The following is a 22,400-nucleotide window of genomic DNA, read 5'->3' as shown; positions in this document are numbered from 1 at the left end:
CCAAAAGGGATCAAGGTGACCGAGCCGCCGTGGCAGCCGCCTTTTCGATTAACGATCAGGCAGGGTGATATTGAGTTCCAGAATCGAGCAGCTGCCGTCGTTTTCCAGGGCGACATGCACGTCATCGTTGCCGATATTGACGTACTTGCGGATCACCTCGACCAGTTCCTTCTGCAAGGCTGGCAGGTAGTCCGGGGTACTGCGTTGGCCGCGTTCGTGCGCCACGATGATCTGTAGACGCTCTTTCGCTACCGACGCGGTACTTGGCTTTTTGTTGGCGCGAAAGAAGTCGAGAAATTTCATTGTTTAGTTGCCTCCAAAGATACGCTCGAAGAATCCCTTCTTCTTAACATCGAGGAAGCGATGTTCCACGGTCTTGCCCAGCAAGCGATCAACTGCATCGCTGTACGCCTGGCCGGCGTCACTCTGGTCGTCAAGAATCACCGGAACACCTTGGTTGGAAGCCTTGAGGACCGCCTGGGATTCGGGGATCACGCCCAGCAGGGTCACTGCGAGGATGTCTTTCACGTCCTCAACACCGAGCATTTCGCCGTTGCTGACGCGCTCAGGGTTGTAACGGGTGAGCAGCAAGTGCTCCTTGATCGGGTCCTGACCTTCTTCGGCGCGCTTGGATTTGCTGGCCAGCAGGCCGAGCATGCGGTCCGAGTCACGTACCGAGGAGACTTCCGGGTTGGTGACCACGATGGCTTCATCGGCGAAGTACATCGCCAGGTGAGCACCGGTTTCGATACCGGCCGGGGAGTCGCAGACCACGTACTCGAAGGTTTCTTTGAGCTCGGCGAGGACTTTGCCTACGCCTTCTTTGGTCAGTGCGTCTTTGTCACGGGTCTGGCTGGCGGCCAGCACGTACAGGTTCTCAAGGCGCTTGTCCTTGATCAGGGCCTGTTGCAGGTTGGCTTCGCCGTTCACCACGTTGACGAAGTCGTACACCACGCGGCGTTCGCAGCCCATGATCAGGTCGAGGTTACGCAAACCGACGTCGAAGTCGACGATGACTGTTTTATGGCCGCGCAGAGCGAGGCCGGTACCGATAGCGGCGCTGGTGGTGGTCTTACCCACACCACCCTTGCCGGATGTAACCACGAGAATCTTGGCCAAGGTGTTTCACCCCTAAGGAAAAAGGACTTTTCGGTCCCTGAAAAACATCTCTTGAAACTCGCTGCAGGCGGACAGCCTTTGTAGGAAAAAGATGTGGTTTCCGCGGGGGAAACGCCAAATTCCAATTATTCCTACACAAGTCTTGCCGGTTTCGCTTTGCTATCAGAGTCTAGAGATGCTTGGAAAATGCGGCAGTATCCGTTAAAGACGGATGATGTTCAACACATCGCCCGACAGGCTGACCTGCACCCCGGCCCCCCACAGCGGATCACGGCGCAAATCTTCTGAAACCTTGTACTGGCCTGCGATGGACACTAGCTCAGCGCTCAACTGCTGGCAAAAAATCCGCGCCTTGGTATCGCCCTTGATGCCGGCGAGGGCACGTCCGCGCATGGGGCCGTATACATGGATGTTGCCATCGGCGAGAAGTTCCGCCCCGGGGCTTACCGAGGAGATCACCACCAGATCGCCACCCTGGGCGTAAATCTGCTGCCCGCCGCGTACGGGAGAGGTGATGATCTTTGTAGGCTTGACCGTGGGTTCCGGCGGTTTTTCCGGTTTTTTCTTCACTTCACCTTCCATTGGCTCGAGCGGGCGCTCGCGGGCACCGGAGGGTGGCAATACGGGCAGTTCAATAGCGATGGCTGCGGCAATGTCTTCGATGCGGCTGGCGCGAATCGCCAGGGTGCGCAAGCCATGGGAGCGGCAGACGCGCATCAGGCCGGGCAAATCAATGGCGCCCTGGCCGGCCGGGAGTTTGTCCAGGGCCAGGACCAGCGGGGCATTGTTGAAGAAGTTCGGCGCCAAAGCGACCTTGGCGGCGAGCTGGCGGTCCAGGGCGTCGAGGTCGTTGCGGGCCAGTTCCAGCACGGTAATGGCGAGCATGCTGCCTTTCAGCTGGAACACGGGATCTTGGTCTAGCGGTTCGGTTTGGCTCATGGTCGGCAAAAGCGGCTTGTCACGAAAAGTGTCGAGACTTATAACGATAACAACCACAGGCCGCAAGCCGAGTCGAACGTTGTAGAATGCGCGGCCCTTGTCTTTACCGGAATCTGTAATGGATCGCCCGCGTTTTCGAGCTGTATTTTTTCACCCGCGCTTTTGGCTGTTATGGCTGGGACTCGGCCTGTTGTGGCTGATTACCCAGTTGCCCTACCGTGCATTGCTGACCATTGGTCGATTACTTGGCGCCGGCATGTACCGCGTGGCCACTGATCGTCGCCGCATCGCCGCGCGCAACCTCGAGCTGTGCTTCCCGGAAAAATCCGCCAAGGAACGTAAACGGCTGCTCAAGGAAAACTTCGCGTCCACCGGCATTGCCTTCTTCGAGATGGCCATGAGCTGGTGGTGGCCCAAGGCGCGTCTGGCGCGCCTGGCCCATGTCGAAGGGCTTGAGCATTTGAAGCAGGCGCATCTGGATGGCAAGGGCGTGATCCTGATGGCGTTGCACTTCACCACCCTGGAAATCGGCGCGGCCCTGCTCGGGCAGAAGCACACCATCGATGGCATGTACCGCGAGCATGGCAACCCGCTGTTCGACTTTATCCAGCGCCGTGGCCGTGAGCGGCATAACCTCGATTCCCTGGCAGTGGAGCGCGATGACGTGCGCGGCATGCTCAAGCTGCTGCGCTCGGGCCGCGCCATCTGGTATGCGCCGGACCAGGACTACGGCGCCAAGCAAAGTATTTTTGTGCCGCTGTTCGGCATTCAGGCCGCTACCGTGACCGCCACCAGCAAGTTTGCGCGGCTGGGCAAGGCGCTCGTGATGCCCTTCACCCAAGAGCGCCTGGCCGATGGCAGCGGTTACCGCCTGGTGATCCACCCGCCGTTGACCGACTTCCCCGGCGAGAGCGATGAAGTTGACTGCCTGCGCATCAACCAGTGGGTTGAAGCCTCGGTGCGCGAATGCCCCGAGCAGTACCTGTGGACGCACCGACGCTTCAAGAGCCGCCCGCCGGGCGAGGCTAAGCTGTACGAACCGCGTCGCCGGTAACCGCTACTTTTCCACTATGGAGTGACGCAATGCGCCCAGCTGAACCGGTCACAGGCTTGATTCTTTCCGGTGGCGGGGCGCGGGCGGCGTATCAGGTGGGGGTGCTGGCGGCGATTGCCGAGTTGCTGCCGCCGGGGGCGCCGAATCCTTTCCCGGTGATTGTCGGCACCTCGGCCGGCGCGATCAATGCGGTGAGCCTGGCCAGTGGCGCCACGGATTTCACCGCCGCCATCCAGCGCCTCACAGCATTCTGGCAGGGCTTTCGCAGCCATCTGGTATTGCGCAGCGATTGGCCAGGCGTGGTGCGCCAGGCCAGCCGTTTTTTTAGCCATAGCCTGCTGGGGTTTGGCGCTCAGGTACCGGTGGCGCTGCTCAACAGTACGCCACTGCGTGACTTGCTCAACGACAAGCTGCACCTGCCGGGCATCGACGAAGCGATCCGCAACAAGCATCTGCATGCAGTGGCGGTCACGGCCTTTGGTTACGAGTCCGGGCAAGCGGTGACCTTCTACCAGGGTGGCGGCAAGATCGATGCGTGGCTGCGCCATCGGCGTATCGGTGTGCCGACCCAACTGACGGTTGAGCACTTGCTGGCCAGCTCTGCGATCCCTCTGCTGTTTGCGCCGGTCAAGCTCGATCAGGAATATTTTGGTGACGGTGCCGTGCGCCAATCCGCACCCATCAGCCCGGCCTTGCACCTGGGTGCCAACCGCGTGCTGGTGGTGGGCGTGAGCGGCAACCCGCGCGGTAATGAACCGTCGATGCAGCGTACCTACACTGGCCAGGAGCCGACCTTGGCGCAGATCGGCGGGCATATGCTCAACAGCACGTTCATTGACAGCCTGGAAAGCGATATCGAGCTGTTGGAGCGTCTGAACCAATTCAGCCATGTTGCGCCCGGGTTGGCGCCGGTGGAGGTGCTGGTGATTGCGCCCAGCCAGCCGATCGACGAAATCGCGGCGCGGCATCGGCAGGAGTTGCCGGCGGCGTTGCGTCTGTTCTTGCGCGGTCCGGGGGCGACCAAGACCAGTGGGGCGGGGGTGTTGAGTTACTTGCTGTTCGAGGCGGGGTATTGCAGCGAGTTGATTGAGCTGGGGCGCAAGGACGCACTTGCCAAGCGCGAGGAATTGTCCAGATTCCTTGGGCTGACGCTGAACTAAATGTGGGAGCGGGCTTGCTCGCGAATGCGGTGGATCAGTCAGCAGTTTCAGTGACTGACACACCGCATTCGCGAGCAAGCCCGCTCCCACATTTGATTTTCACTAATGTTTAGAAGTGATACTTGACCAGGAAGCTCGCGGTGTCCTGGTTAGTCTTGAACGCGCCGGAATCTTCGATCCCGTACTTGTTCTTCCAGTAGTCATATTCGAAGCCGACATACAGTTGCTTCTCGCCCCAATGCAACGCCTTGCCCAAGTCGTACTTGACCTGTGGGTTGAAGTGCAGGTTGGCGTGGTAAGTGCCACGGGCGTTCCTGTCGTTGTCCACCACCCAGTCCATGAAACCGTCGATCAGCACGTTGGAGTTGCCCACGGGAATGGTGTACGACCATACCGGCGTGATCTGCCACACGCCATCGCCTGGGCGATTGCCTTCGGTCTGGCGCTGATAGAAGTTCAACTGGAAGTAGTCGAAGCCAGGGATGTTCAGGTCAAAGCCCGGGCCTAGCAGGTACGACTCGTTATCGCCTTCGCCGAACTCGTAAGTGAAGGCCAGCAGCACATCTTTGATCGGGCCGAATGAGAGGTCTTTGTCGAAGATCTTGCCGAACGACAAGCGTGGGCTGAACTCGCCGTAGTAAGTACTTGGGCCGACGTTGCCGTCTTCCTTGCCGTTGTAAAAGATGCGGTCGACGAACAGGAAGTTGTCGCCGTACTTCCACGCATCGGCGTGCTCGAAGGTGACGGTTTGCTGGATCTGCGGGTTAACGGTGAAATTCTTGCCCCACAGGTACGTCAGGCTGTTGTTCTGCCACTGCAACAAATCGCCTGCCACGGCTTGGCCGCCAGCCAGCAGGGATCCTGCCAGCATCAGCCCTTTCAACATAGGTTTCATTCGGTTGCTCCCGAGTCAAAGTTTTATGGTTGTTTTTCTACGCAGGCGCTCTGGTGTGGCGCCTTTTGGTTCGCTGCAAAAATCGTCTGTTTGGTCAGCTTTAGTGCTTTTAGCAAGAGCTGCGCCAAGGTGTTTAAAAAACCAATAAAAGGCCTTCGGCTGCACTTGATACAGTCGAATCCCGAGGTTTTTTCTGCACGTTGGCCGCAGACATTGGGCCAGGATAAGTTGGCCCTGCAGTCAGCTTTTACATTCGCTGTTTTTTTTTGAGTCGATTCGAGCGGGCGCGGAGAATACTGGCTCCCAGGCCTTGGCTCAAGTGCGCTGTTAGAGAGCGCAGGGGGCGAGAATGGGGCGCGGCTTGTGGCCGGCCCCAGGTGAATAGGGTGCATGTGGGTATTTCCTGTTGTTTATTATTTTTGTTGTTTTTTGCTAACAGGTGAAATCAATGCGTGTGGGCGACAGCGGGCCGTTCCGAACCGCCGAGGATGTTGAACAGGATGTTCAGCGACAAGGCGCTGAGGGTGGCCATGGCGATTCCGCTGTGGGTAATCGGGCTCATCCACAGGGGCAACTGCGCGAAGAACTCCGGGCGCACTACCGGGATCAGGCCCATGCCGATGCTGACCGCCACCAGCAACTGGTTGCGGCGGTCGGCAATGTCGGCCTCTTGCAGGATCTTGATCCCGGTCGCCGCGACCATGCCGAACATCGCAATGGCGGCGCCGCCCAATACCGCAGGTGGAATCGATGCCACCAGAAACGCGGCTTTGGGCAGCAGGCTCAGCACAATCAGGAATGCTCCGGCCATGATCGTCACCGAGCGGCAACGCACGCCGGTCATCTGCACCAGGCCGATATTCTGCGCGAATGAGGAGTGGGTAAACGTATTGAAGAATCCGGCGAAAAATGAGGCGCCAGCGTCACACAGCAGGCCACGGCGCAGCATCTTTGGCGTGACCTCCTGGCCGGTGATTTTGCCCAGCGCCAGGAACATCCCGGTGGACTCGACGAAGATGATCACCACCACCAGGCACATCGACAGGATGGGCGCCAACTCGAACCTGGGCATGCCAAAATGCAGCGGTGTTACCACCTGCACCCATGGCGCCTGGGCCAGGCCGCTGAGGTCGACCATGCCAAGCAGGCCGCACAAGCCATAGCCGAGCGCCATGCCGATCAGCACCGAGATATTCACCCAGAAGCCGCGCATGAAACGGTTGATCAGCAAGATGGTCGCCAGCACCAGCGCGGCAATCGCCAGGTAAACCGGCGAGCCAAACGTTGCAGCAGCGCTGCCGCCGCCGGCCCAGTTCACGGCGACGGGGAACAGCGACAGGCCAATGGCAGTGATCACGGTACCGGTTACCAAGGGCGGGAAAAACCGTACGACCTTGGACATGAACGGCGCGATCAGCATGCCGAAGAACCCGGCAGCGACGGTCGCGCCGAAGATGCCCTGCAGGCCGATGCCAGGCATGCCGGCCATGGCCACCATGCTGCCGACGGCGGCGAAACTGGCGCCCATCATCACCGGCATGCGAATGCCCACCGGGCCGATGCCGAATGACTGCACCAGGGTGGCAATGCCCGCAACCAGCAGGTCGGCGTTGATCAGAAAGGCGATTTCTTCACGGCTCAAGCCTGCGGCCTGGCCAATGATCAGGGGTACGGCGACGGCGCCGCCATACATCAGCAAGACGTGTTGCAGGCCAACCAGAATCAGTTGCAAGAGGGGCAGCCGCACCATGGCGGGTGCGGCGGGAATCTGCGGTTCGACTAACTCGGTCATGCAACACCTCGGATCTTTTTTATTGTTGTGTTGTTTGGCATTCAATTGCCATTTGAAACGGTATATCTCAAACACTGCATATCCCCTGTGGGAGCGGGCTTGCTCGCGAATACGGTGTGTCATTCAGCACTTCAGGTGACTGAACCACCGCATTCGCGAGCAAGCCCGCTCCCACATTTAGATCTGCAGCAGGCTGTCAGTTGGTGCGCGCTCCTTGGTTGATCCAGGTGCCGATCAAATCCCGCTCCTGCTGTGTCATCTGGGTGATGTTGCCCAGCGGCATGATCTGGCTGGCCACGGCCTGCGCTTGAATACGCGCCGCCTGCTGCTGGATCTGCGCCGGGGTATCGAACATCACGCCGGCGGGTGCAGTGCTGAACAGCGGGCTGGTGGGCTTGGCCGAATGGCACACGGCGCAGCGTTCCTGGATCACGCCATGCACCTTGTCAAAATCAATCGATGCCTGGGCCGGTGCCGGTGCAGGTTCCGCAGCCGGGGCGGCAGGTGCGGCAGGTTTCAAGCCACCGCCCAATGCGGTTTCGGGCAATGGCTGGTACTCGATGGCGGCAGGTGCCTTGGCCACGTCCGGTGCAGTCGAAACAGGTTTTGGACCGGTCACATACGCCAGGCAAATCATCGCCAACGCGCCGACCGGCAAGGTCCACGCATACTTCTGGCTGTTATGCCGTGTGTTGAAGTAGTGACGCACCAACACCGCCGCCACTGCGATACCCGCCAGGATCAGCCAGTTGTATTGGCTGCCGTAGGTGCTCGGGAAGTGGTTGCTGATCATGATGAACAGCACCGGCAAGGTGAAGTAGTTGTTGTGACGTGAACGCAGCAGACCCTTGGCCGGCAATGCCGGATCAGGTGTGCGGTTCTCGGCGATGGCCGCCACCAGCGCGCGCTGGGCGGGCATGATAATGCGGAACACGTTACCGACCATGATGGTGCCGATCACCGCACCCACGTGCAGGTAAGCGCCACGGCCGCTGAACACTTTGCTGAAGCCGTACGCAGCGGCAATCAACAGTACGAACAGGATCAGGCCGAGCAGGGCAGGGCGCTTGCCCAGTGCGGAGTCGCAGAGGAAGGAGTAGATGAACCAGCCGGCCAGCAACGAGCCGAGGCCCAGCAACACACCTTCCGGACCGCTGAGGCTGCTGCCCGGGGCCAGCAGGTACAAGGTCGGGTTGGCGTAGAACACCACGCACAGCAACGCGATGCCCGACATCCAGGTGAAATAGGCTTCCCATTTGAACCAATGCAGGTTGTCCGGCATGGTCGGCGGGGCCAGTTTGTATTTTTCCAGGTGGTAGATACCGCCGCCGTGGATCGCCCATAAGTCACCGGCCAGGCCGTCTTTGGGGTTGACGCGATTAAGGTTGTTTTCCAGCCAGACAAAATAGAAGGAAGCGCCGATCCACGCGACGCCAGTGATCATGTGAACCCAGCGCACGCTAAGGTTCAGCCATTCCATCAAATGTGCTTCCACAGTCTTTACCTCTCGCCTGTCACCCTTGTTGTCGGGTGATCAAGCCTTCTCTTATTGGTGGGGGGCGAGGATCAAACGCTCATCCTCTTTGAAAAAATGCTCATCGCAGTTATTGCCGGTGCCACTGCGATCAACCACCAGGAAGTCATCCCGCTTTTCGATCGTCAGCACCGGGTGGTGCCAGACGCCGCGATGGTAATTAATGCCCTGCCTGCCGTTGGTGACGAAGGCGCGGACCAAGCCCGATACAGGTTCATCGCCAAGTGGCGCGACCACGATCAGAAAGGGGTTGCCGAGCAGCGGGATGAAAGCCTGGCTGCCCAGCGGGTGTCTTTCCAGCATGCACACGGTCAGCGGCATATCCTGCGCATCGGCGCGGAAGATGCTGATGATGGCGTTGTCTTCAGGCTGGGCGGTTTCTACCGTGGCCAGCTTGTGAAAGCGCATGGTCGACCCGTTGTTGATCATGAAGTGATCGCTGCCATCGGTTTCGATAACGTCTCCGAAAGGGGCGAAGGCTTCTTTGGTCAGGGGTTCGATCACTAGTGTGCGCATGGCTGTCTCTTATCCGAATGTTGTGTTGTTAGTTCTGACGCCTTCGCGAGCAAGCCCGCTCCCACATTTGGAATGCATTCCCCTGTGGGAGCGGGCTTGCTCGCGAATAGGTTCACCGCTTATTTAGCGACTTTGCCCAGAACACGCAGGCGGCTCACACCACCATCCGGGAACACGTTCAGGCGGATGTGGGTAATCGGCCCCAGTGCCTTGATCTGCTCGGCAAACGTATGTTCAGCGTGCATTTCCAGTTTCTGCGCAGGCAGCAGCTCGCGCCAGAACAGCGATTGGGTTTCGATCTGGCTGTCAGTGCCGCCCTTCACGAACGCGCCCTGGATCGAGCAAGTGTCCGGGTAGTTGCCTTTGAAGTGCAGGGTGTCGACCACGATTTTCTCGATCTCGCCTGGGTGGCCCAGCGCAACGATCACCCAGTCATTGCCTGGCGTGCGACGACGGGCGGTTTCCCAGCCGTCGCCCATGTTGATGCCACGGCCTGGGTTGAGGATGTTGCTCATGCGGCCGAAGTGTTCGTCGGAGCAGGCCAGGGCGCGACCGCCGTTGAGGGCAGCAGCGAGGTCGACCTGTTCGTTGTCGCCCACCGAGGACCAGTCGCGGAACGGCACGCCGTACACACGCAGACGGGCCACGCCGCCGTCCGGGTAGATGTTGAAACGCAGGTGGCTGAAGGCCTGGTCGTTGTTGATCTCGTGGTAGTGGTGGCTGTTGCCTTGCAACTCCACGGCCGACAGCACTTCCACCCACTGGGTGTTGGCGTCCGGCTCGCCCGACGCCAGGAAGCAGGCTTCCAGGGAGGCCGATGGCGGGAAGTTACCGGTGAAGAATGAAGTGTCGATGTCCACGCCCTTGATCGAGCCGGGTACGCCCAGGCGGATTACGGCGCTGTCGTAGCCTTCGAAGCGCTTGCGGCGCGACTCCCAGCCGTCCATCCACTTGCCGTTGTCATCGAAAACGCCCTCCTTCCACACGGCCGGGGTCGGCTGGAACAGGCGGTTGGCGTCAGCGAACCAGTCATCGGTCACCGAGAGGATCTTGGTGCCCAGGCGGGCGTCGGCCAGGTTGACGAACTTTTCGAAAGGTACGGCGTAAGCTTTCATTCTTCTTGTCTGCCTTAGATAGAGTGGCTGGGGATGGTCTGTTAGAGGGTCAGTAATCGGAACAATGCGATCTTGTTGATCTCGGCCAGCGCGCATTTGAACTCGGCGTCTGCCGAGTTGTGAATGCGCGTTTCAAACGCGGCGAGGATCTGATGCCGGTTGCTGCCTTTTACCGCCATGATGAAGGGAAACTTGAACTTGGCCTTGTAGGCATCGTTCAGCTCGGTGAAGCGAGAAAACTCTTCGGCCGTGCATTGGTGAATCCCCGCGCCAGCTTGCTCATCGGTGCTGGCTTGGGTCAGTTGGCCCTGGACGGCCGCACGGCCTGCCAGGTCCGGGTGAGCGTTGATCAGCGCCAACTGGCTGGCGTGATCGGCGCTCAACAGGATGTCGCTCATGCGCTGGTGCAGAGCTTCGATCTGGTCGATCGAGGCGTCCTGGCCCAGGTCGAAGGCCTTTTCGGCCACCCATGGCGAGTGTTCGTAGATATCGGCGAAAGCGGCGACAAATTCATCGCGGCTCAGGGTCGATGGCTTCAGGGTCTGGAACGCAGTCATTTCGCCGCTCCCGTGTACGGGTGGGTTTCGTGCCAGTGACGAGCAATGTCCACGCGGCGTGTGAACCACACCTGTTCGTGACCTTTGACGTATTCGATAAAACGCTTCAACGACGCCAGGCGCGCTGGCCGGCCGATCAGGCGGCAATGCAGGCCGATGGAGAGCATCTTCGGTGCCTCGGCGCCTTCGGCGTAGAGCACATCGAACGCGTCTTTGAGGTACTCGAAAAAGTCATCGCCCTTGTTGAAACCCTGCACCTGGGTAAAGCGCATGTCGTTGGTGTCCAGGGTGTAAGGGATGACCAGGTGCGGCTTGCCGGTAGGGTTGTTCGGTTCCCAGTAGGGCAGGTCGTCGTCATAGGTGTCGCAGTCGTAGAGGAAACCGCCTTCCTCCATCACCAGCCGGCGGGTATTGGGGCCGGTGCGGCCGGTGTACCAGCCCACTGGGCGCTCGCCGGTCAGCTCGGTGAGGATGCGGATGGCCTCGAGCATGTGCTCGCGCTCCTGGGCCTCGTCCATGTACTGGTAGTCGATCCAGCGGTAGCCGTGGCTACAGATCTCGTGGCCGGCCTCGACCATCGCGCGGATCACATCCGGGTGGCGCTGGGCGGCCATGGCGACGGCGAAGATGGTCAACGGAATATCGAATTCTTTAAACAGTTTGAGGATGCGCCACACACCCGCACGGCTGCCGTATTCATACAGCGACTCCATGCTCATGTTGCGCGCGCCTTGCAGCGGCTGGGCCGAGACCATTTCCGAGAGGAAGGCTTCGGACTCTTTATCGCCGTGCAAAATGTTGCGCTCACCGCCTTCTTCGTAGTTGAGTACGAACGACAGCGCAATGCGTGCCTTGCCCGGCCAGTGGGGGTGAGGAGGGTTACTGCCGTAACCGATCAGGTCGCGTGGGTAGTCAGCGCTCACTGCAGTCTTCCTTCTTGTTCGTGGTAGCAAGTGTGTGTGGCGGCCGGGCAGTGGAAAGACTGGGTGGCGTCACAGCGATGAGTGATTGTATACAACTTATCAGTCACTTTGTAAGCCTACATTTCTGCATTTTTTCTGCAGCACTCGGTTAAAAGGGTGTAGCAAGAAACTTGCCTGGTTGGTCAGCTAATGGACAAAAGGTCGTTTAAAAGCAAGGTTTACTCGCTTAATGCTCCTCCGAGCAACGCTGGCAGGGTGATCCAAAACTTTGTGATTTTTATTGTGTACAATTTTTTTAAAAAGTGTCTTAATCAGCCATCGCCGGCTTTTTCGATGCCCTGAAAAAGTGCAGGTTTATCTTTTACTGACTTAAGGAGGCGCGTAGACGCCATGGGACGTTTGACCACACACGTTTTGGACGCCGCACACGGCTGCCCCGGCAGCAATATCCAGGTCGAGTTGTACCGCGTCGACGGCGCGCAGCTGGAACGGGTTGCTACTGCCACCACCAACAGCGACGGCCGCTGCGATGCGCCGCTGCTGCAAGGTGACGACTACCGCAGCGGTGTTTACCAACTGCAATTCAGCGCCGGCGATTACTACCGCACGCGTGGCGTGCAGTTGCCGGAACCGGCGTTTCTCGACGTGGTTGTGCTGCGTTTTGGCATCAGCGCCGAGCAGGATCACTACCATGTGCCGCTACTGATTTCGCCTTACAGCTACTCCACCTATCGAGGTAGCTGAGTCGTCACCTCGCTTCACTCCCCCAAAGCTCTTCGTTGGTTTTTCGCCCGCCCACCCTGCGGGCTTTTTTTATTCTGAATGGCTTGCGGGCCGCCCAATTATGTAACGCACCCGGGGCGGCCGAGGTGCCTAGGCTCGGCTTTTCTGTATGGAACAGTCCGCCATGAGTACCGATACCACCGCCTGGTTGGCCGCTGAGGCTGCCGCGGCCCAAGCACTTGATTTTGATGACCCGCAAACCTCGGACGCGGAGCGTGATGCGGCGATTCGCACACTCTTGACCCGACGACTTAACGCGGTCACGCAGCCCAGTCGTGAAATCAACCGACTGTACGAAGCACACATCAGGGCCAGAGAGTCGGTAAAAACCCTGAGAAACTTGATCGGGGGTGCGCCGAGAGTCTTGGGCATTATTCGGGGCGCATTACGCAAGGCGTTCGCGCTTGACCCTGACACGCTGATGTTCACCGAATCTCGGCCGGCGCCCCTTCACCTGAAAGTCAGTAACCTGACCGAAAAAGCTTTGGCGCTCCTCATTCAACCCGACGTGCCGCTCGACATTAGCCAGTTCACGTCCTTGAGTATCAAAGGTGAACCCGAACGATTGGTGCCATTTACTGCCTGGGATGCGCTGGCCCGCGTGAAAGGTTTGGCGTTGCTTCGGCAGATTGAGATGGCTGGACGGGAATATTGGCAGCAACTGGCCTATGGCTCCTGGCTGACACGCAAGCAACAGTGGGTCCAGTTGCGAACATCGTTGTTCGCCGAGAATGCACTGGTGGCACATCGCGTTTACCAACTGTCGGACCGCGGCTTTGCCATGGTCCGTAACGTCATGGAGATTCCTGGCGCCGATGCGCGCCGTCAGGCCGCCGGCGAGTGGGCGAGTATTCAAGTGAGCAGGCTGGCATGGCCTGGCACAAATCAGGTGCTGGTCCCTGTGCCGGGAGCTTTGCATATTTATCGTGATGACGAGGCGGGGGACACGCCCCATGTCATTTACCTGCCTGGTCTGATTCGTGAATTTTACGAGTTCAGTTCCTGGTACCGAATGCAGTGTGATCTGCCTGCGCTGGTCAATGGTCCGTTGAGTCGGGCGCTCTGGCAGTGCCTGCCACTGCGGCGCTGGCATGAACTGTGTCCCACGGCTAGCGCAACACCCCTGGCGTTTACCCTTCAACTCATTGGTGCGCACCAGGAAGACGCATTGCTCGCCAGTGCTACCGAGCTGCTGGAGGGCCAGTGGAATAACGAGGTGGCCTGTGCACTGTCAATCAACCACGCGGCCGTGGGCGTTCAGGGGGTGGGGCAGGCTGCCGCTCCCGATGTGAAACGCTTCCTCAAGTTCATCGAAAAAGGGCGAAATCGGCTGGCACGCAGCGCCTTGTTGGGAAGCAGCCTGGACGCCTTGTCGGAGTGGGATCGCCGGCGCCGCAGTGGTGAAATTGTGTGTGCAAGCCTGACGCCGGACCTCGCCCTCAAAACCCGTGAAGTGCAACTCAAACGTTACGAAAAACGCCTTATGGCCCTGCTGGATCCGACGGACGCAAGCAACAACAGTGCGCCCTATCAAAGCTTCTTGAGCCTCGAGCGGCAATGGCAGGAACACGCGAGCGCTGCGAGCCGATGGGCCCATGGCCCGCACGAGCGTATGTTTCAAAAGTCATTCTGGCTTGAACAACCCCAGGACACGTTGAATCGCGGTTCAATGGTGGGGGCTGCCCTGCGCCGGGCTTTGCTTCTGGAAGCCCAGATGCAGCAAGAGTTAAACCTGATGCCCTCCGTGCACCTGAAGCGATTGGAAACCGTGTTAAGTGAGTCCTGGGTACCCGGCGACGGTGCCGCTGATACCTGTGTGTTACAGGTAACGGTCGGCAGCGAGTCCAGCCTGCTGTACCCGATGTTGGGGGCTTTGCTCGTGACCACCCATCAGGCCCTGGCTCAACCGAACGGCCCACACTCAGTATTGTTATATGTAATGGGCCTGCAGGGCGGGCTTGTGCCCTTTGATAACTTGAACGCTTTTGCCGAGGGCCTTCAGGCCAGCCTGAAAAGCCGCGATGGGTCAGTGTTGTGGCGCTGCATCGGGCGTGATCAACGCGAGGTGGCGCGGGCTGCGATCCATGCGTTGCCCAGGAATGCGCCATTGGTGGTGAACTACGAGGCCAGCAAACGCACTATGCTCATAGACTGGTTCCTCAAACTGATGCAACATTTCGCTGCATTGAACAAGCTTGCGGACAAGGGTGTCCGGTTGTTCAGCGAGATAAGCGATCCGCAGTTGAGCCGTATGTTGCTGGCCCAAGAGTTGTTTGAGTGCCTGCAAGTACCGGCCAATGATGCTCGCACACTGGCCCTGGCCAATGTGAACCTGTTGCAGGCGGCAGCCACTCAAGCCAAAAAACTCCCATCGTGGCTGGGTATTGCCTCAACCGCCAGTCAAAAACACTACAGACGATTGTCTCGCCGCTATCTGATCAATGCTTTTGCGGTGCAGAGCAAGCTATGGCGGGACCTGCCCGACCTGGATTCATTCGCCCGAAAGGCTTTGATTGCGCGATTGACTCAGGACGGTCTTTACCCACAGCTGGATATCGACAAACCTCTAATGGATTTGCCCGATGATGTCAGCTCCCAATTGTGTGGCTGGTCGAGTCAGTGCGCAGTGGGCGATCGCGATGTAAAAAAGGTCGTCAGTTCCCAGCGTACCACTTTCAGTCTGCTGCAATTGGCCATGCACAACCTCGATCCCAAGGCGCCCTGGACCCGCTGGCGGTTGAATCGCGCACGCTGGCTGGATCCGGCCTGGAAAGAGCGCTTGAGCGTGCGTTACCTGATCGACACCCTGTCTTCCCTCGACCTTGGGGGGGAGTACGACAAACGGATCCTCAACGCTTTTTATCCGCCGGCGTCTACTCAGGCCGTGTCCTCAGGACTCTCGCAGGCCCTGGTGTATAGGGCTTTGCAGCAGCGTGCCCAGATGCAGCTGTACTCGGCGGTCCAGCAAGGCTTGGGTGATAAAGCCCAGCGTCTGTTTACCCTGGCGATGGCGGCTCGGTCGGCAAGTGACCTGAAAAAAGACGGGTTCGATGTACAGTTGGCGGTTCTGCGTCTGATGGACGCAACCCCCGAACATGATCGGCATATCGCCGGCGTATTGTTCATTCATGACCAGTCATCAAAGCTCTGCGTGGTGTATTGGCCCATGGCTGCGGCAAGCCGGGTGATTGTCGCTTACGCCGGTTTGGCCCAAGCGCAGAAAGCCTTGAATCTTGTCGGCGCACTTGCCGAAAACCAGAAGGCGTTGGCACGCCAAGTGGCACCTGGCTGGGAGGCGCAAGCGCTTGCCGGCTACCCCGATGCAGACCTGCGTGTGCAACCCCGCCAGCCTCACTCGCTTGAGTCTGGTCAACCCGGCCTCTATCGTTTTGTTGCCATGATTGTGGAGTTTTTTTTGACCCCGCAAAAGCTGCCGGCGGTGGACCAGCAAAGCGTCGAGGCGCTGATCAAGGAGCAGATTGAGTCGCAGCCCGAGCATTGGTTGGCGGCTGTGCCGACTTCCTGCGCCAATGCAATGGCGTTGTTGGCCCACGCCCAGGTGTTCGATCTGCAACGTCGTACCCAAGCCCAATCCCAATCTTCCAAGGCGCTTGAGCAATACCGCGAGCAACGTTTGGGGGAGCAGCACGACGCGACGATTCGTGGCCTGCTGTCCTTTGTCCCGGTACTGGGCGTGGGTATCAGCCTGTATGAAATGCTGCTTGCAGCGCGGCGCTATCATTTCAGCGGGTCAGCCCATGACGCTGTGGATGTGGGGTTCTTGACGATACTTGCGTTCTTCGACGTGATGACCTCTTTTGGTCCTTCCGCAAAAAAGGGCGCGGGCGTTTCGCGTGTCGCGCTGGGGCGCTTGCATCGCCATCAAGGGCTGATGCCGGGGACGCGCGCAGGTCTGAAACCGTCACCGATCAAACCCGGGCATCTGTTGGAACACTTCCAGTCCACTGTCGAACTGGACGGGGCTGTTGAATTGGCGGGGCCGGGAGGTAAAGGGCGGTATGTGAAAAATGGCCAGCAGTTTATCCGCGAGGGTAAAGACGTTTACCCGGTATACCCACGCGAGAACGAAGGGGGGCTGCGCCTGAAAAAGAGCCAGGGAGAGGGGCAAAATGAACTGATTTTACACATCGAGCACCCTCGCGAGTGGCTGTTGGGGGCCGATGCACCGGCACCCGGGCCGAGTTCAGGCGTGTGGCAGCCTTGGGCCCCCACCAGGGGCGTAACGGATTGGTCACCGCCATCGCGCACGGGCACGGAAGCGGCTTTACGCGCCTCGCCTGTGGCCAACAGCTCCTGGCAGGGCTGGGGCTTGCGGCGTGCTGACCCACTGACGGAAGTGCCACCCCTCGGCCGTCATATATACCGGGTGGCTGCGACGCCAAGTTTTCCGGCCTATGACCTCTTGCGGTTAGGGCCTGATTACTATCGGTTGTTGCCTCAGGGTACAAACGCGTCGTCTTCGAGCATCGTCTTTATCATGAGAAACCAGGATATTTCGTTCAGGGCGTGCGTGGATATGGAGCGCTGGCTGGGTGTGGGTGCTGCAGAGCAGCCGATACCGTTGACCCTCGATGCCAACAAGCTATGGACGCCACATCAACCGCTGTTCAATGAACGCCTGGACGTCACGGTGGGGCGGGCCTTTCCCGCTATGACTACGGGCAGCAGGCGGTTTGTCGCCGACCGGCTCACTGAGTTGGCCGACACGGGCCCGACGGTGACGGCCACGCATTTGCTCAATATCAGGGCGACTCTCGACCGTTGGACGTCGGCGGGAACCGCGGACAGCATGGTTGATCTGCTGAGCATCCTAAGGCCGGCGGGCGAGCCGGGTGTGGGCACTATTAACATCGGGCTCGATGGGCGTGCGCCGGGTGGCATGCGGCTGGATTTCACTCCGCCTTTCAGCCTGAGCCCCACGTTGCGCAGGCGTGGTCGCGGCAACGGTGTACCTCGTGCCCAATCTGCTCAAACGGCCGTCAGGCAGATTCTCGAAGGATATGGATTTGTCGTCAGGGGTATCCCAAGGCGGCACGGCGGGGCAAGCGCGATGGATTTTTACTGCACCCATGCTCATTCGAATGCGGTCTATTTTGTGCTGAATAACTGGGTTGACAGTCGTAACATCAGCCTGCGCTCCAGGGTGGCCCCGCAGCTCTCCGATGCTTGGTTTCGCAACCGTTTCAGCTCGCGCTCACCCTACTCGGTGGAGTTTGCCGCCATTGAACAAGCCATGACGGACAACCGCCTGGTCCGGCTAGTTGCAGGCATTCAGTGGCGAATTCGTGCAACAGAATCCGCCAGTGTGTATTTTGCCAAAATCGCGCCATTCAGCCCTTGAGCAGCGCTGCAGTGGCGGCACCGCCAAACAGTGCCGCACTCACGCGGTTGAACCCGCGCTGGCCTGCGCCGCTGCGCAGGTAGCGTGCGGCGCCGTGGGCGCCAAGGCCATAAGCCAGCTTGCAGAGCAGGTCGAGCAGGGTCCAGGTGGCGATCATCATCAGCAGTTGCGGCAGGAACGGCTGTTGACTGCTGAGAAACTGCGGCAGGAACGCGGCAAAAAACAGGATGTCTTTGGGGTTGCTGGCGCCCAGCACAAAGGCGCGGCCGAACAAGGCGCGAAAGCGCGGTACCGGCGGTGCCTGCGGTACTTCGGCACCGTGGGCGGGTTGTCGCGATTGCTGCCAGCTCTGCCAGGCAAGATAAAACAGGTACAGGGCGCCGACGACTTTCAGGGCGCTGAACAACTGCTCGGAGGCCAGCAACAAGGCACCCAGGCCCAGGGCCGAAGCACTCAGCAGGCAGATGGAGGCAAACACCCCGCCCAGGAACGCCGGGTACGAACGGCGCAAGCCGTAGTTGAGGCTGTTGCTGATCATCAACAGCGACAACGGCCCGGGGATCAGGATCACCACCAACGCTGCGCCGCTGAACAACAACCATGTATCCAGGTTCATCTACATTTCTCCCTACATGCAAAAGCCCCACCCGAAGGTGAGGCGGTTTTCCAGCCGTTCCCGAACTACAGGAAGATGAACTTGGCGATAAAAATCGCGCACAGCACCCACAGGCTGACAGAAATCTCACGGTACTTGCCGGTGCCGGCCTTGAGCGCCACGTAAGTGATAAAGCCCAGGGCGATACCGTCGGCGACCGAGAAGGTCAACGGCATCATGATCGCCGTGACGATTGCCGGAATGCTGTCGGTGGCCTCATCCCAATTGATATGGGCCATGCTCGCCATCATCAGCATCGCCACGTAAATCAGCGCACCAGCGGTGGCATACGCTGGAATCATCCCCGCCAGCGGCGCAAAGAACATCGCCGCCACAAACAGGATGCCTACCGTCACGGCCGTGAGGCCAGTGCGACCACCTGCGGCCACGCCCGCAGCACTTTCCACATAGCTGGTCACCGGCGGCACACCGACCATGGCGCCAAATACGCTGGAGGCGCTATCGGCCTTAAGTGCGCGGGACAGGTTATCGATCTTGCCATCGGCATTGACCAGCCCGGCCCGTTGCGCGACGCCCATCAGTGTACCTGCGGTATCAAACATGTGTACAAAAAGAAAAGCAAATACCACGCTGATCATGCTGACATTGAATACACCTTTTATGTCCATGGCCATCCAGGTCGGCGCCAGGCTCGGTGGGGTGGAGAGAATGCCGTTGTAGTGCACCAGGCCCAGGCCCCAACCGGCGAGGGTCACGGCGATGATGCTGATCAGGATCGCGCCGAACACCCGGTGATAGCTGAGGATCGCGATCAACAGGAAGCACACCGCCGCCAGCAACGGCGCAGGCTCGTGCAATGAACCGAGTTTGATCAAGGTAGCCGGGCTGTCGACGATGATGCCGGCAGTCTTCAGGCCGATCACCCCGAGGAACAGGCCCACGCCTGCGCCCATGGCATGGCGCAGGCTTACGGGGATGCTGTTGAGCAGCCACTCCCGCACGCGTGACAGCGTCAGGCCCATGAACAGCACGCCGGAAATAAACACTGCGCCCAGCGCCGTTTCCCAGTGGTAGCCCATGGTGCCGACCACGGTGTAGGTAAAAAACGCATTCAGGCCCATGCCCGGCGCCAGGCCCACCGGCCAGTTGGCGTATAAGCCCATCAACAGGCAGCCCAGCGCGGCGGCGATGCAGGTGGCGACAAACGCCGCACCGTGATCGATACCGGCGTCGGCCATGATGTTGGGGTTGACGAAGATGATGTAGGCCATGGTGATGAAGGTGGTGAGGCCGGCAATCAGTTCGGTTCTCACTGTGGTGCCATGCAAGCGCAGTTTGAACAGGCGTTCCAGCCAGCCGCCCTGCGGTGGGGCGAGGTCCAGCGTAGGGGCTTCGGTTTTTTGGCTATCCACAGCAAGTACTCCTCAAGAGTTTTATTGTTATTTCCAGCGCCGGTCACAGAGGTGGGCAGCAGCGCTTTGAGGTACTGGCGGGTTTTGTTGACCAATAGGTCAGGAACTCGCACGAAGCGAATTATGCTTTTGTATACAAATAAAGCAAATAATGTTTTCGATTTTGTCGGCGCGAGGGGATGAAAGGCTTGCGTTTGATCGGGACGCGGAGCGTCCCAGGCGGTGTTCCCACGCAGAGCGTGGGAACAATCATTGGCCGGCGAGGGCCTGGTTCACGGCCAGCCAGCCAGCCACGGCTTCTTCACCTGCCTCACTGAACGCACGCTGCAACAACTTCACCTGCTCGCGGCGCAGCGACTGCTCAAAACGCAGGCCTTCTTCGGTCAGTTCCAGCAGGCGTTTGCGCTTGTCGGCCTCGGACGCAACGCTGTCGACCAGGTGCATTTCCTGCAATTGGCGCAGCGGCATGTTCAGCGCCTGCTTGCTCACGCCAAGCAACTCCAGCAACTCCTTCACGCTCAAGGCGGGGTAACGCGCGATAAAAAACACGATGCGCTGGTGCACACGGCTCAGGCCACGGCGCTCGAGCATTTCGTCGGCCTTGGCGGTAAAGGCCTGGTAGCCGAAGAAGAAGGCTTCCATGGCTTGCTGTTGGCTGCCCTGGTTTTTAAGGTCAAGCATATTGACGTATCCACGCGAGTCGTCGTAATTTTGGTCAACCAGTTTGACGTATTTGCCCGCGACTTCGCTACCGGTGACCCTATGGCCTTCTCTGAACGTGTTACGCGCCTCAAAAGCTCCTTGATCCGTGAAATCCTGGCGGCGGCCCAGCGCCCGCACGTGATGTCGTTCGCCGGTGGCCTGCCCGCCGAAGCCATGTTGCCGGCACTGAATTGGGATGACCTGCCACTGAACATCGGCCAATACGGCATGAGCGAAGGCGAGCCGCAACTGCGTGAACTGCTCGCCGCCGAGGCCCGCGCCCTGGGCGTGCCATGCCAGGCCAGTCAGGTGCTGGTGGTCAGCGGCTCCCAGCAAACCCTCGACCTGGCAGCCAAGCTGTACATCGACCAGGGCACTCAAGTCATGCTGGAAGGCCCGACCTACCTGGCCGCCTTGCAGATTTTCCAACTGTTCGGCGCCGATTGCCTCACCGTGCAACTGGAGGCCGACGGCCCGAACCTGGCCGCGCTGCGCGCCAGCCTCGAACGCCGTCGCCCGGCGTTCATCTACCTCATCCCGACCTTCCAGAACCCCTCCGCCGTGCGCTACAGCGAAGCCAAGCGCGCCGCCGTGGCCGCCTTGCTTGATGAGTTTGATGTGACCCTGATCGAGGACGAGCCTTACCGTGAGCTGAGCTTCGACGGCGCCAGTGCCCAGCCCATCGCCGGACGCTTGAAGAAGGCCAGCTGGATCTACACCGGCACCGTCTCCAAGACTCTGCTGCCGGGGTTGCGCGTCGGTTACCTGATCGCCAGCGAGGATTTATTCCCGCACCTGCTCAAGCTCAAGCAATCGGCCGACCTGCACACCAATCGCATTGGCCAGTGGCAGGCCATGCAGTGGATCGGCACCGAGCACTACCAGCAGCATCTGGTGCAATTGCGCAGTTTTTACCGCGAGCGTCGCGATACATTCCAGTCGGCGCTGGAGCGCCACTTTGGCGACCTGGCCGACTGGCAAGTGCCTCAAGGGGGATTATTCTTCTGGCTGACCTTGAAACAGCCGCTCGACACCCGCACCTTGTTGGCGCAAGCATTGGCTCAGGACGTGGCGTTCATGCCCGGTGAACCGTTCTTTTCCGAGCCCGACCAACACCTGGGCTCGTTGCGTCTCAATTTCAGCCATATCGACCCGGCCCGCCTGGACGAAGGTCTCAAGCGCCTGGCCGCGGTAGTCCGTCAAGCACAGCACGCGCAAGCGGCATAAGGGGAGCCCCATGTACAAGGTTTATGGCGATTACAAGTCGGGCAACTGCTACAAGGTCAAATTGATGCTCAACCTGCTGGGCATCCCGTACCAATGGATCGATGTCGACATCCTCAAGGGCGACACCCAGACTGCTGAGTTCCTGGCCAAGAACCCGAATGGCAAGATCCCGGTGCTGGAACTTGAAGACGGCACCTGCCTGTGGGAGTCCAACGCGATTCTCAACTTCCTCGCCGATGGCAGCGAATTTTTGCCGGCCGAGCCACGCTTGCGCACGCAAGTGCTGCAATGGCAGTTTTTCGAGCAGTACAGCCACGAGCCGTATATTGCGGTGGCGCGGTTTATCCAGTTTTACCTGGGCTTGCCTGCAGACCGTCTTGAGGAATACAAGAAGCTGCACAAAGGTGGCTACAAGGCCCTCAAAGTCATGGAGCGCCAACTGCAACTGACCCCGTATCTGGTGGGCGATCAATTCTCCATCGCCGATGTGGCGTTGTATGCCTATACCCATGTGGCCCAGGAGGGTGGGTTTGAGCTGGACGCTTATCCGGGTGTGCAGGCGTGGCTGGCGCGGGTGGCCAGTCATCCTAAACATGTAGCGATGCTTGATTGAGTTCACGCGGTCAAAAATGTGGGAGCGGGCTTGCTCGCGAAAGCGGTGGATCAGTCGAATCATCAGCGACTGACATACCGC

At 59.5% G+C, this 22,400-nt stretch carries 20 protein-coding genes; 6 read left to right on the top strand and 14 right to left on the bottom strand.

All coding sequences use genetic code 11. The features are described from left to right. Window positions 1–48: 48 nt before the first annotated feature. The 3 genes from minE to minC all read right to left on the bottom strand — a co-directional run bounded on the left by minE (window position 49) and on the right by minC (window position 2,058). The gene (minE, locus tag ACTD9P_RS21795) at window positions 49–303 is read right to left on the bottom strand and encodes a cell division topological specificity factor MinE (protein WP_003175252.1); all 255 of its coding nucleotides are present in this window, start codon (window positions 301–303) and stop codon (window positions 49–51) included. A gap of 3 nt (window positions 304–306) precedes the next feature. After that, complete coding sequence (minD, locus tag ACTD9P_RS21790) at window positions 307–1,119, bottom strand: septum site-determining protein MinD (protein ID WP_065887939.1); 813 nt, start codon at window positions 1,117–1,119, stop codon at window positions 307–309. Window positions 1,120–1,320: 201 nt separating this feature from the next. Further along, entirely contained in the window at window positions 1,321–2,058 is a 738-nt protein-coding gene (minC, locus tag ACTD9P_RS21785) for a septum site-determining protein MinC (RefSeq protein WP_438869320.1), read from the bottom strand. 118 nt (window positions 2,059–2,176) lie between these two features. Between minC and ACTD9P_RS21780 the strand changes: the two genes are divergently transcribed. Both ACTD9P_RS21780 and ACTD9P_RS21775 read left to right on the top strand, forming a co-directional pair. Continuing rightward, a complete protein-coding gene (locus ACTD9P_RS21780) occupies window positions 2,177–3,112 on the top strand; it encodes a lipid A biosynthesis lauroyl acyltransferase (RefSeq protein WP_438869319.1) in 936 nt (311 codons plus the stop codon). A gap of 29 nt (window positions 3,113–3,141) precedes the next feature. Further along, window positions 3,142–4,272: a patatin-like phospholipase family protein gene (locus tag ACTD9P_RS21775; protein ID WP_438869318.1), complete on the top strand. Its 1,131-nt coding sequence runs from the start codon at window positions 3,142–3,144 to the stop codon at window positions 4,270–4,272. A gap of 109 nt (window positions 4,273–4,381) precedes the next feature. On the opposite strand, the gene ACTD9P_RS21770 is transcribed toward ACTD9P_RS21775, so the two are convergent. The 8 genes from ACTD9P_RS21770 to puuE form a co-directional block, all read right to left on the bottom strand. After that, window positions 4,382–5,167, bottom strand: coding sequence for an outer membrane protein OmpK (locus ACTD9P_RS21770; RefSeq protein ID WP_438869317.1), 786 nt, complete (start codon window positions 5,165–5,167; stop codon window positions 4,382–4,384). A 23-nt stretch (window positions 5,168–5,190) separates the two neighbouring features. Beyond that, the gene (locus tag ACTD9P_RS21765) at window positions 5,191–5,559 is read right to left on the bottom strand and encodes a hypothetical protein (protein ID WP_438869316.1); all 369 of its coding nucleotides are present in this window, start codon (window positions 5,557–5,559) and stop codon (window positions 5,191–5,193) included. A 53-nt stretch (window positions 5,560–5,612) separates the two neighbouring features. Then, complete coding sequence (locus ACTD9P_RS21760; protein WP_438869315.1) at window positions 5,613–6,959, bottom strand: nucleobase:cation symporter-2 family protein; 1,347 nt, start codon at window positions 6,957–6,959, stop codon at window positions 5,613–5,615. Between the two features lie 196 nt (window positions 6,960–7,155). Continuing rightward, window positions 7,156–8,454 (bottom strand): urate hydroxylase PuuD, encoded by a 1,299-nt coding sequence (locus ACTD9P_RS21755; protein WP_438869314.1) that lies wholly within the window; start codon window positions 8,452–8,454, stop codon window positions 7,156–7,158. Window positions 8,455–8,505: 51 nt separating this feature from the next. Continuing rightward, complete coding sequence (locus ACTD9P_RS21750; protein WP_056861103.1) at window positions 8,506–9,009, bottom strand: ureidoglycolate lyase; 504 nt, start codon at window positions 9,007–9,009, stop codon at window positions 8,506–8,508. A gap of 119 nt (window positions 9,010–9,128) precedes the next feature. Then, entirely contained in the window at window positions 9,129–10,124 is a 996-nt protein-coding gene (gene alc / locus ACTD9P_RS21745) for an allantoicase (protein ID WP_137204239.1), read from the bottom strand. Window positions 10,125–10,165: 41 nt separating this feature from the next. Beyond that, complete coding sequence (gene uraD, locus ACTD9P_RS21740) at window positions 10,166–10,681, bottom strand: 2-oxo-4-hydroxy-4-carboxy-5-ureidoimidazoline decarboxylase (protein ID WP_438869313.1); 516 nt, start codon at window positions 10,679–10,681, stop codon at window positions 10,166–10,168. Further along, complete coding sequence (puuE, locus tag ACTD9P_RS21735) at window positions 10,678–11,604, bottom strand: allantoinase PuuE (protein ID WP_438869312.1); 927 nt, start codon at window positions 11,602–11,604, stop codon at window positions 10,678–10,680. Before puuE ends, uraD begins: the two co-directional genes overlap by 4 nt. 390 nt (window positions 11,605–11,994) lie before the next feature. On the opposite strand from puuE, the gene uraH reads away from it, so the two are divergent. Beyond that, on the top strand, window positions 11,995–12,348 hold the full coding sequence (uraH, locus tag ACTD9P_RS21730; RefSeq protein WP_438869311.1) for a hydroxyisourate hydrolase: 354 nt from the start codon (window positions 11,995–11,997) through the stop codon (window positions 12,346–12,348). Between the two features lie 163 nt (window positions 12,349–12,511). Next, window positions 12,512–17,749 carry a dermonecrotic toxin domain-containing protein gene (locus ACTD9P_RS21725; RefSeq protein ID WP_438869310.1) on the top strand — a complete coding sequence of 1,746 codons (5,238 nt, stop codon included), beginning with the start codon at window positions 12,512–12,514 and terminating at the stop codon, window positions 17,747–17,749. Here ACTD9P_RS21725 and ACTD9P_RS21720 read toward each other — a convergent pair. The 3 genes from ACTD9P_RS21720 to ACTD9P_RS21710 all read right to left on the bottom strand — a co-directional run bounded on the left by ACTD9P_RS21720 (window position 17,739) and on the right by ACTD9P_RS21710 (window position 20,458). Next, window positions 17,739–18,365 carry a LysE family translocator gene (locus ACTD9P_RS21720; RefSeq protein WP_438869309.1) on the bottom strand — a complete coding sequence of 209 codons (627 nt, stop codon included), beginning with the start codon at window positions 18,363–18,365 and terminating at the stop codon, window positions 17,739–17,741. The genes ACTD9P_RS21725 and ACTD9P_RS21720 overlap by 11 nt on opposite strands. 65 nt (window positions 18,366–18,430) lie before the next feature. Continuing rightward, window positions 18,431–19,777, bottom strand: coding sequence for an NCS2 family permease (locus tag ACTD9P_RS21715; RefSeq protein ID WP_017137842.1), 1,347 nt, complete (start codon window positions 19,775–19,777; stop codon window positions 18,431–18,433). 249 nt (window positions 19,778–20,026) lie between these two features. After that, window positions 20,027–20,458: a MarR family winged helix-turn-helix transcriptional regulator gene (locus tag ACTD9P_RS21710; protein WP_438869308.1), complete on the bottom strand. Its 432-nt coding sequence runs from the start codon at window positions 20,456–20,458 to the stop codon at window positions 20,027–20,029. A gap of 81 nt (window positions 20,459–20,539) precedes the next feature. Between ACTD9P_RS21710 and ACTD9P_RS21705 the strand changes: the two genes are divergently transcribed. Continuing rightward, window positions 20,540–21,706, top strand: a complete 1,167-nt coding sequence (locus ACTD9P_RS21705) for an aminotransferase-like domain-containing protein (protein ID WP_438869307.1) — start codon at window positions 20,540–20,542, stop codon at window positions 21,704–21,706. A 10-nt stretch (window positions 21,707–21,716) separates the two neighbouring features. After that, window positions 21,717–22,319, top strand: coding sequence for a glutathione S-transferase family protein (locus ACTD9P_RS21700; protein ID WP_056861112.1), 603 nt, complete (start codon window positions 21,717–21,719; stop codon window positions 22,317–22,319). Window positions 22,320–22,400 lie beyond the last annotated feature (81 nt).

This window comes from Pseudomonas onubensis (genome assembly GCF_965653655.1).
Taxonomy (GTDB): Bacteria; Pseudomonadota; Gammaproteobacteria; order Pseudomonadales; family Pseudomonadaceae; genus Aquipseudomonas.
This window is presented reverse-complemented; position numbering and strand designations above follow the sequence as displayed.

Bases quoted from the DNA above. Each gene is read 5' to 3' on its own strand.
- ACTD9P_RS21770 (WP_438869317.1), bottom strand. From the start codon at position 5,167: ATGAAACCTATGTTGAAAGGGCTGATGCTGGCAGGATCCCTGCTGGCT.
- minE (WP_003175252.1), bottom strand. From the start codon at position 303: ATGAAATTTCTCGACTTCTTTCGCGCCAACAAAAAGCCAAGTACCGCG.
- ACTD9P_RS21760 (WP_438869315.1), bottom strand. From the start codon at position 6,959: ATGACCGAGTTAGTCGAACCGCAGATTCCCGCCGCACCCGCCATGGTG.
- ACTD9P_RS21725 (WP_438869310.1), top strand. From the start codon at position 12,512: ATGAGTACCGATACCACCGCCTGGTTGGCCGCTGAGGCTGCCGCGGCC.
- uraD (WP_438869313.1), bottom strand. From the start codon at position 10,681: ATGACTGCGTTCCAGACCCTGAAGCCATCGACCCTGAGCCGCGATGAA.
- uraH (WP_438869311.1), top strand. From the start codon at position 11,995: ATGGGACGTTTGACCACACACGTTTTGGACGCCGCACACGGCTGCCCC.
- ACTD9P_RS21750 (WP_056861103.1), bottom strand. From the start codon at position 9,009: ATGCGCACACTAGTGATCGAACCCCTGACCAAAGAAGCCTTCGCCCCT.
- ACTD9P_RS21710 (WP_438869308.1), bottom strand. From the start codon at position 20,458: ATGCTTGACCTTAAAAACCAGGGCAGCCAACAGCAAGCCATGGAAGCC.
- ACTD9P_RS21700 (WP_056861112.1), top strand. From the start codon at position 21,717: ATGTACAAGGTTTATGGCGATTACAAGTCGGGCAACTGCTACAAGGTC.
- ACTD9P_RS21780 (WP_438869319.1), top strand. From the start codon at position 2,177: ATGGATCGCCCGCGTTTTCGAGCTGTATTTTTTCACCCGCGCTTTTGG.
- ACTD9P_RS21720 (WP_438869309.1), bottom strand. From the start codon at position 18,365: ATGAACCTGGATACATGGTTGTTGTTCAGCGGCGCAGCGTTGGTGGTG.
- ACTD9P_RS21775 (WP_438869318.1), top strand. From the start codon at position 3,142: ATGCGCCCAGCTGAACCGGTCACAGGCTTGATTCTTTCCGGTGGCGGG.
- ACTD9P_RS21765 (WP_438869316.1), bottom strand. From the start codon at position 5,559: ATGCACCCTATTCACCTGGGGCCGGCCACAAGCCGCGCCCCATTCTCG.
- minC (WP_438869320.1), bottom strand. From the start codon at position 2,058: ATGAGCCAAACCGAACCGCTAGACCAAGATCCCGTGTTCCAGCTGAAA.
- alc (WP_137204239.1), bottom strand. From the start codon at position 10,124: ATGAAAGCTTACGCCGTACCTTTCGAAAAGTTCGTCAACCTGGCCGAC.
- ACTD9P_RS21705 (WP_438869307.1), top strand. From the start codon at position 20,540: ATGGCCTTCTCTGAACGTGTTACGCGCCTCAAAAGCTCCTTGATCCGT.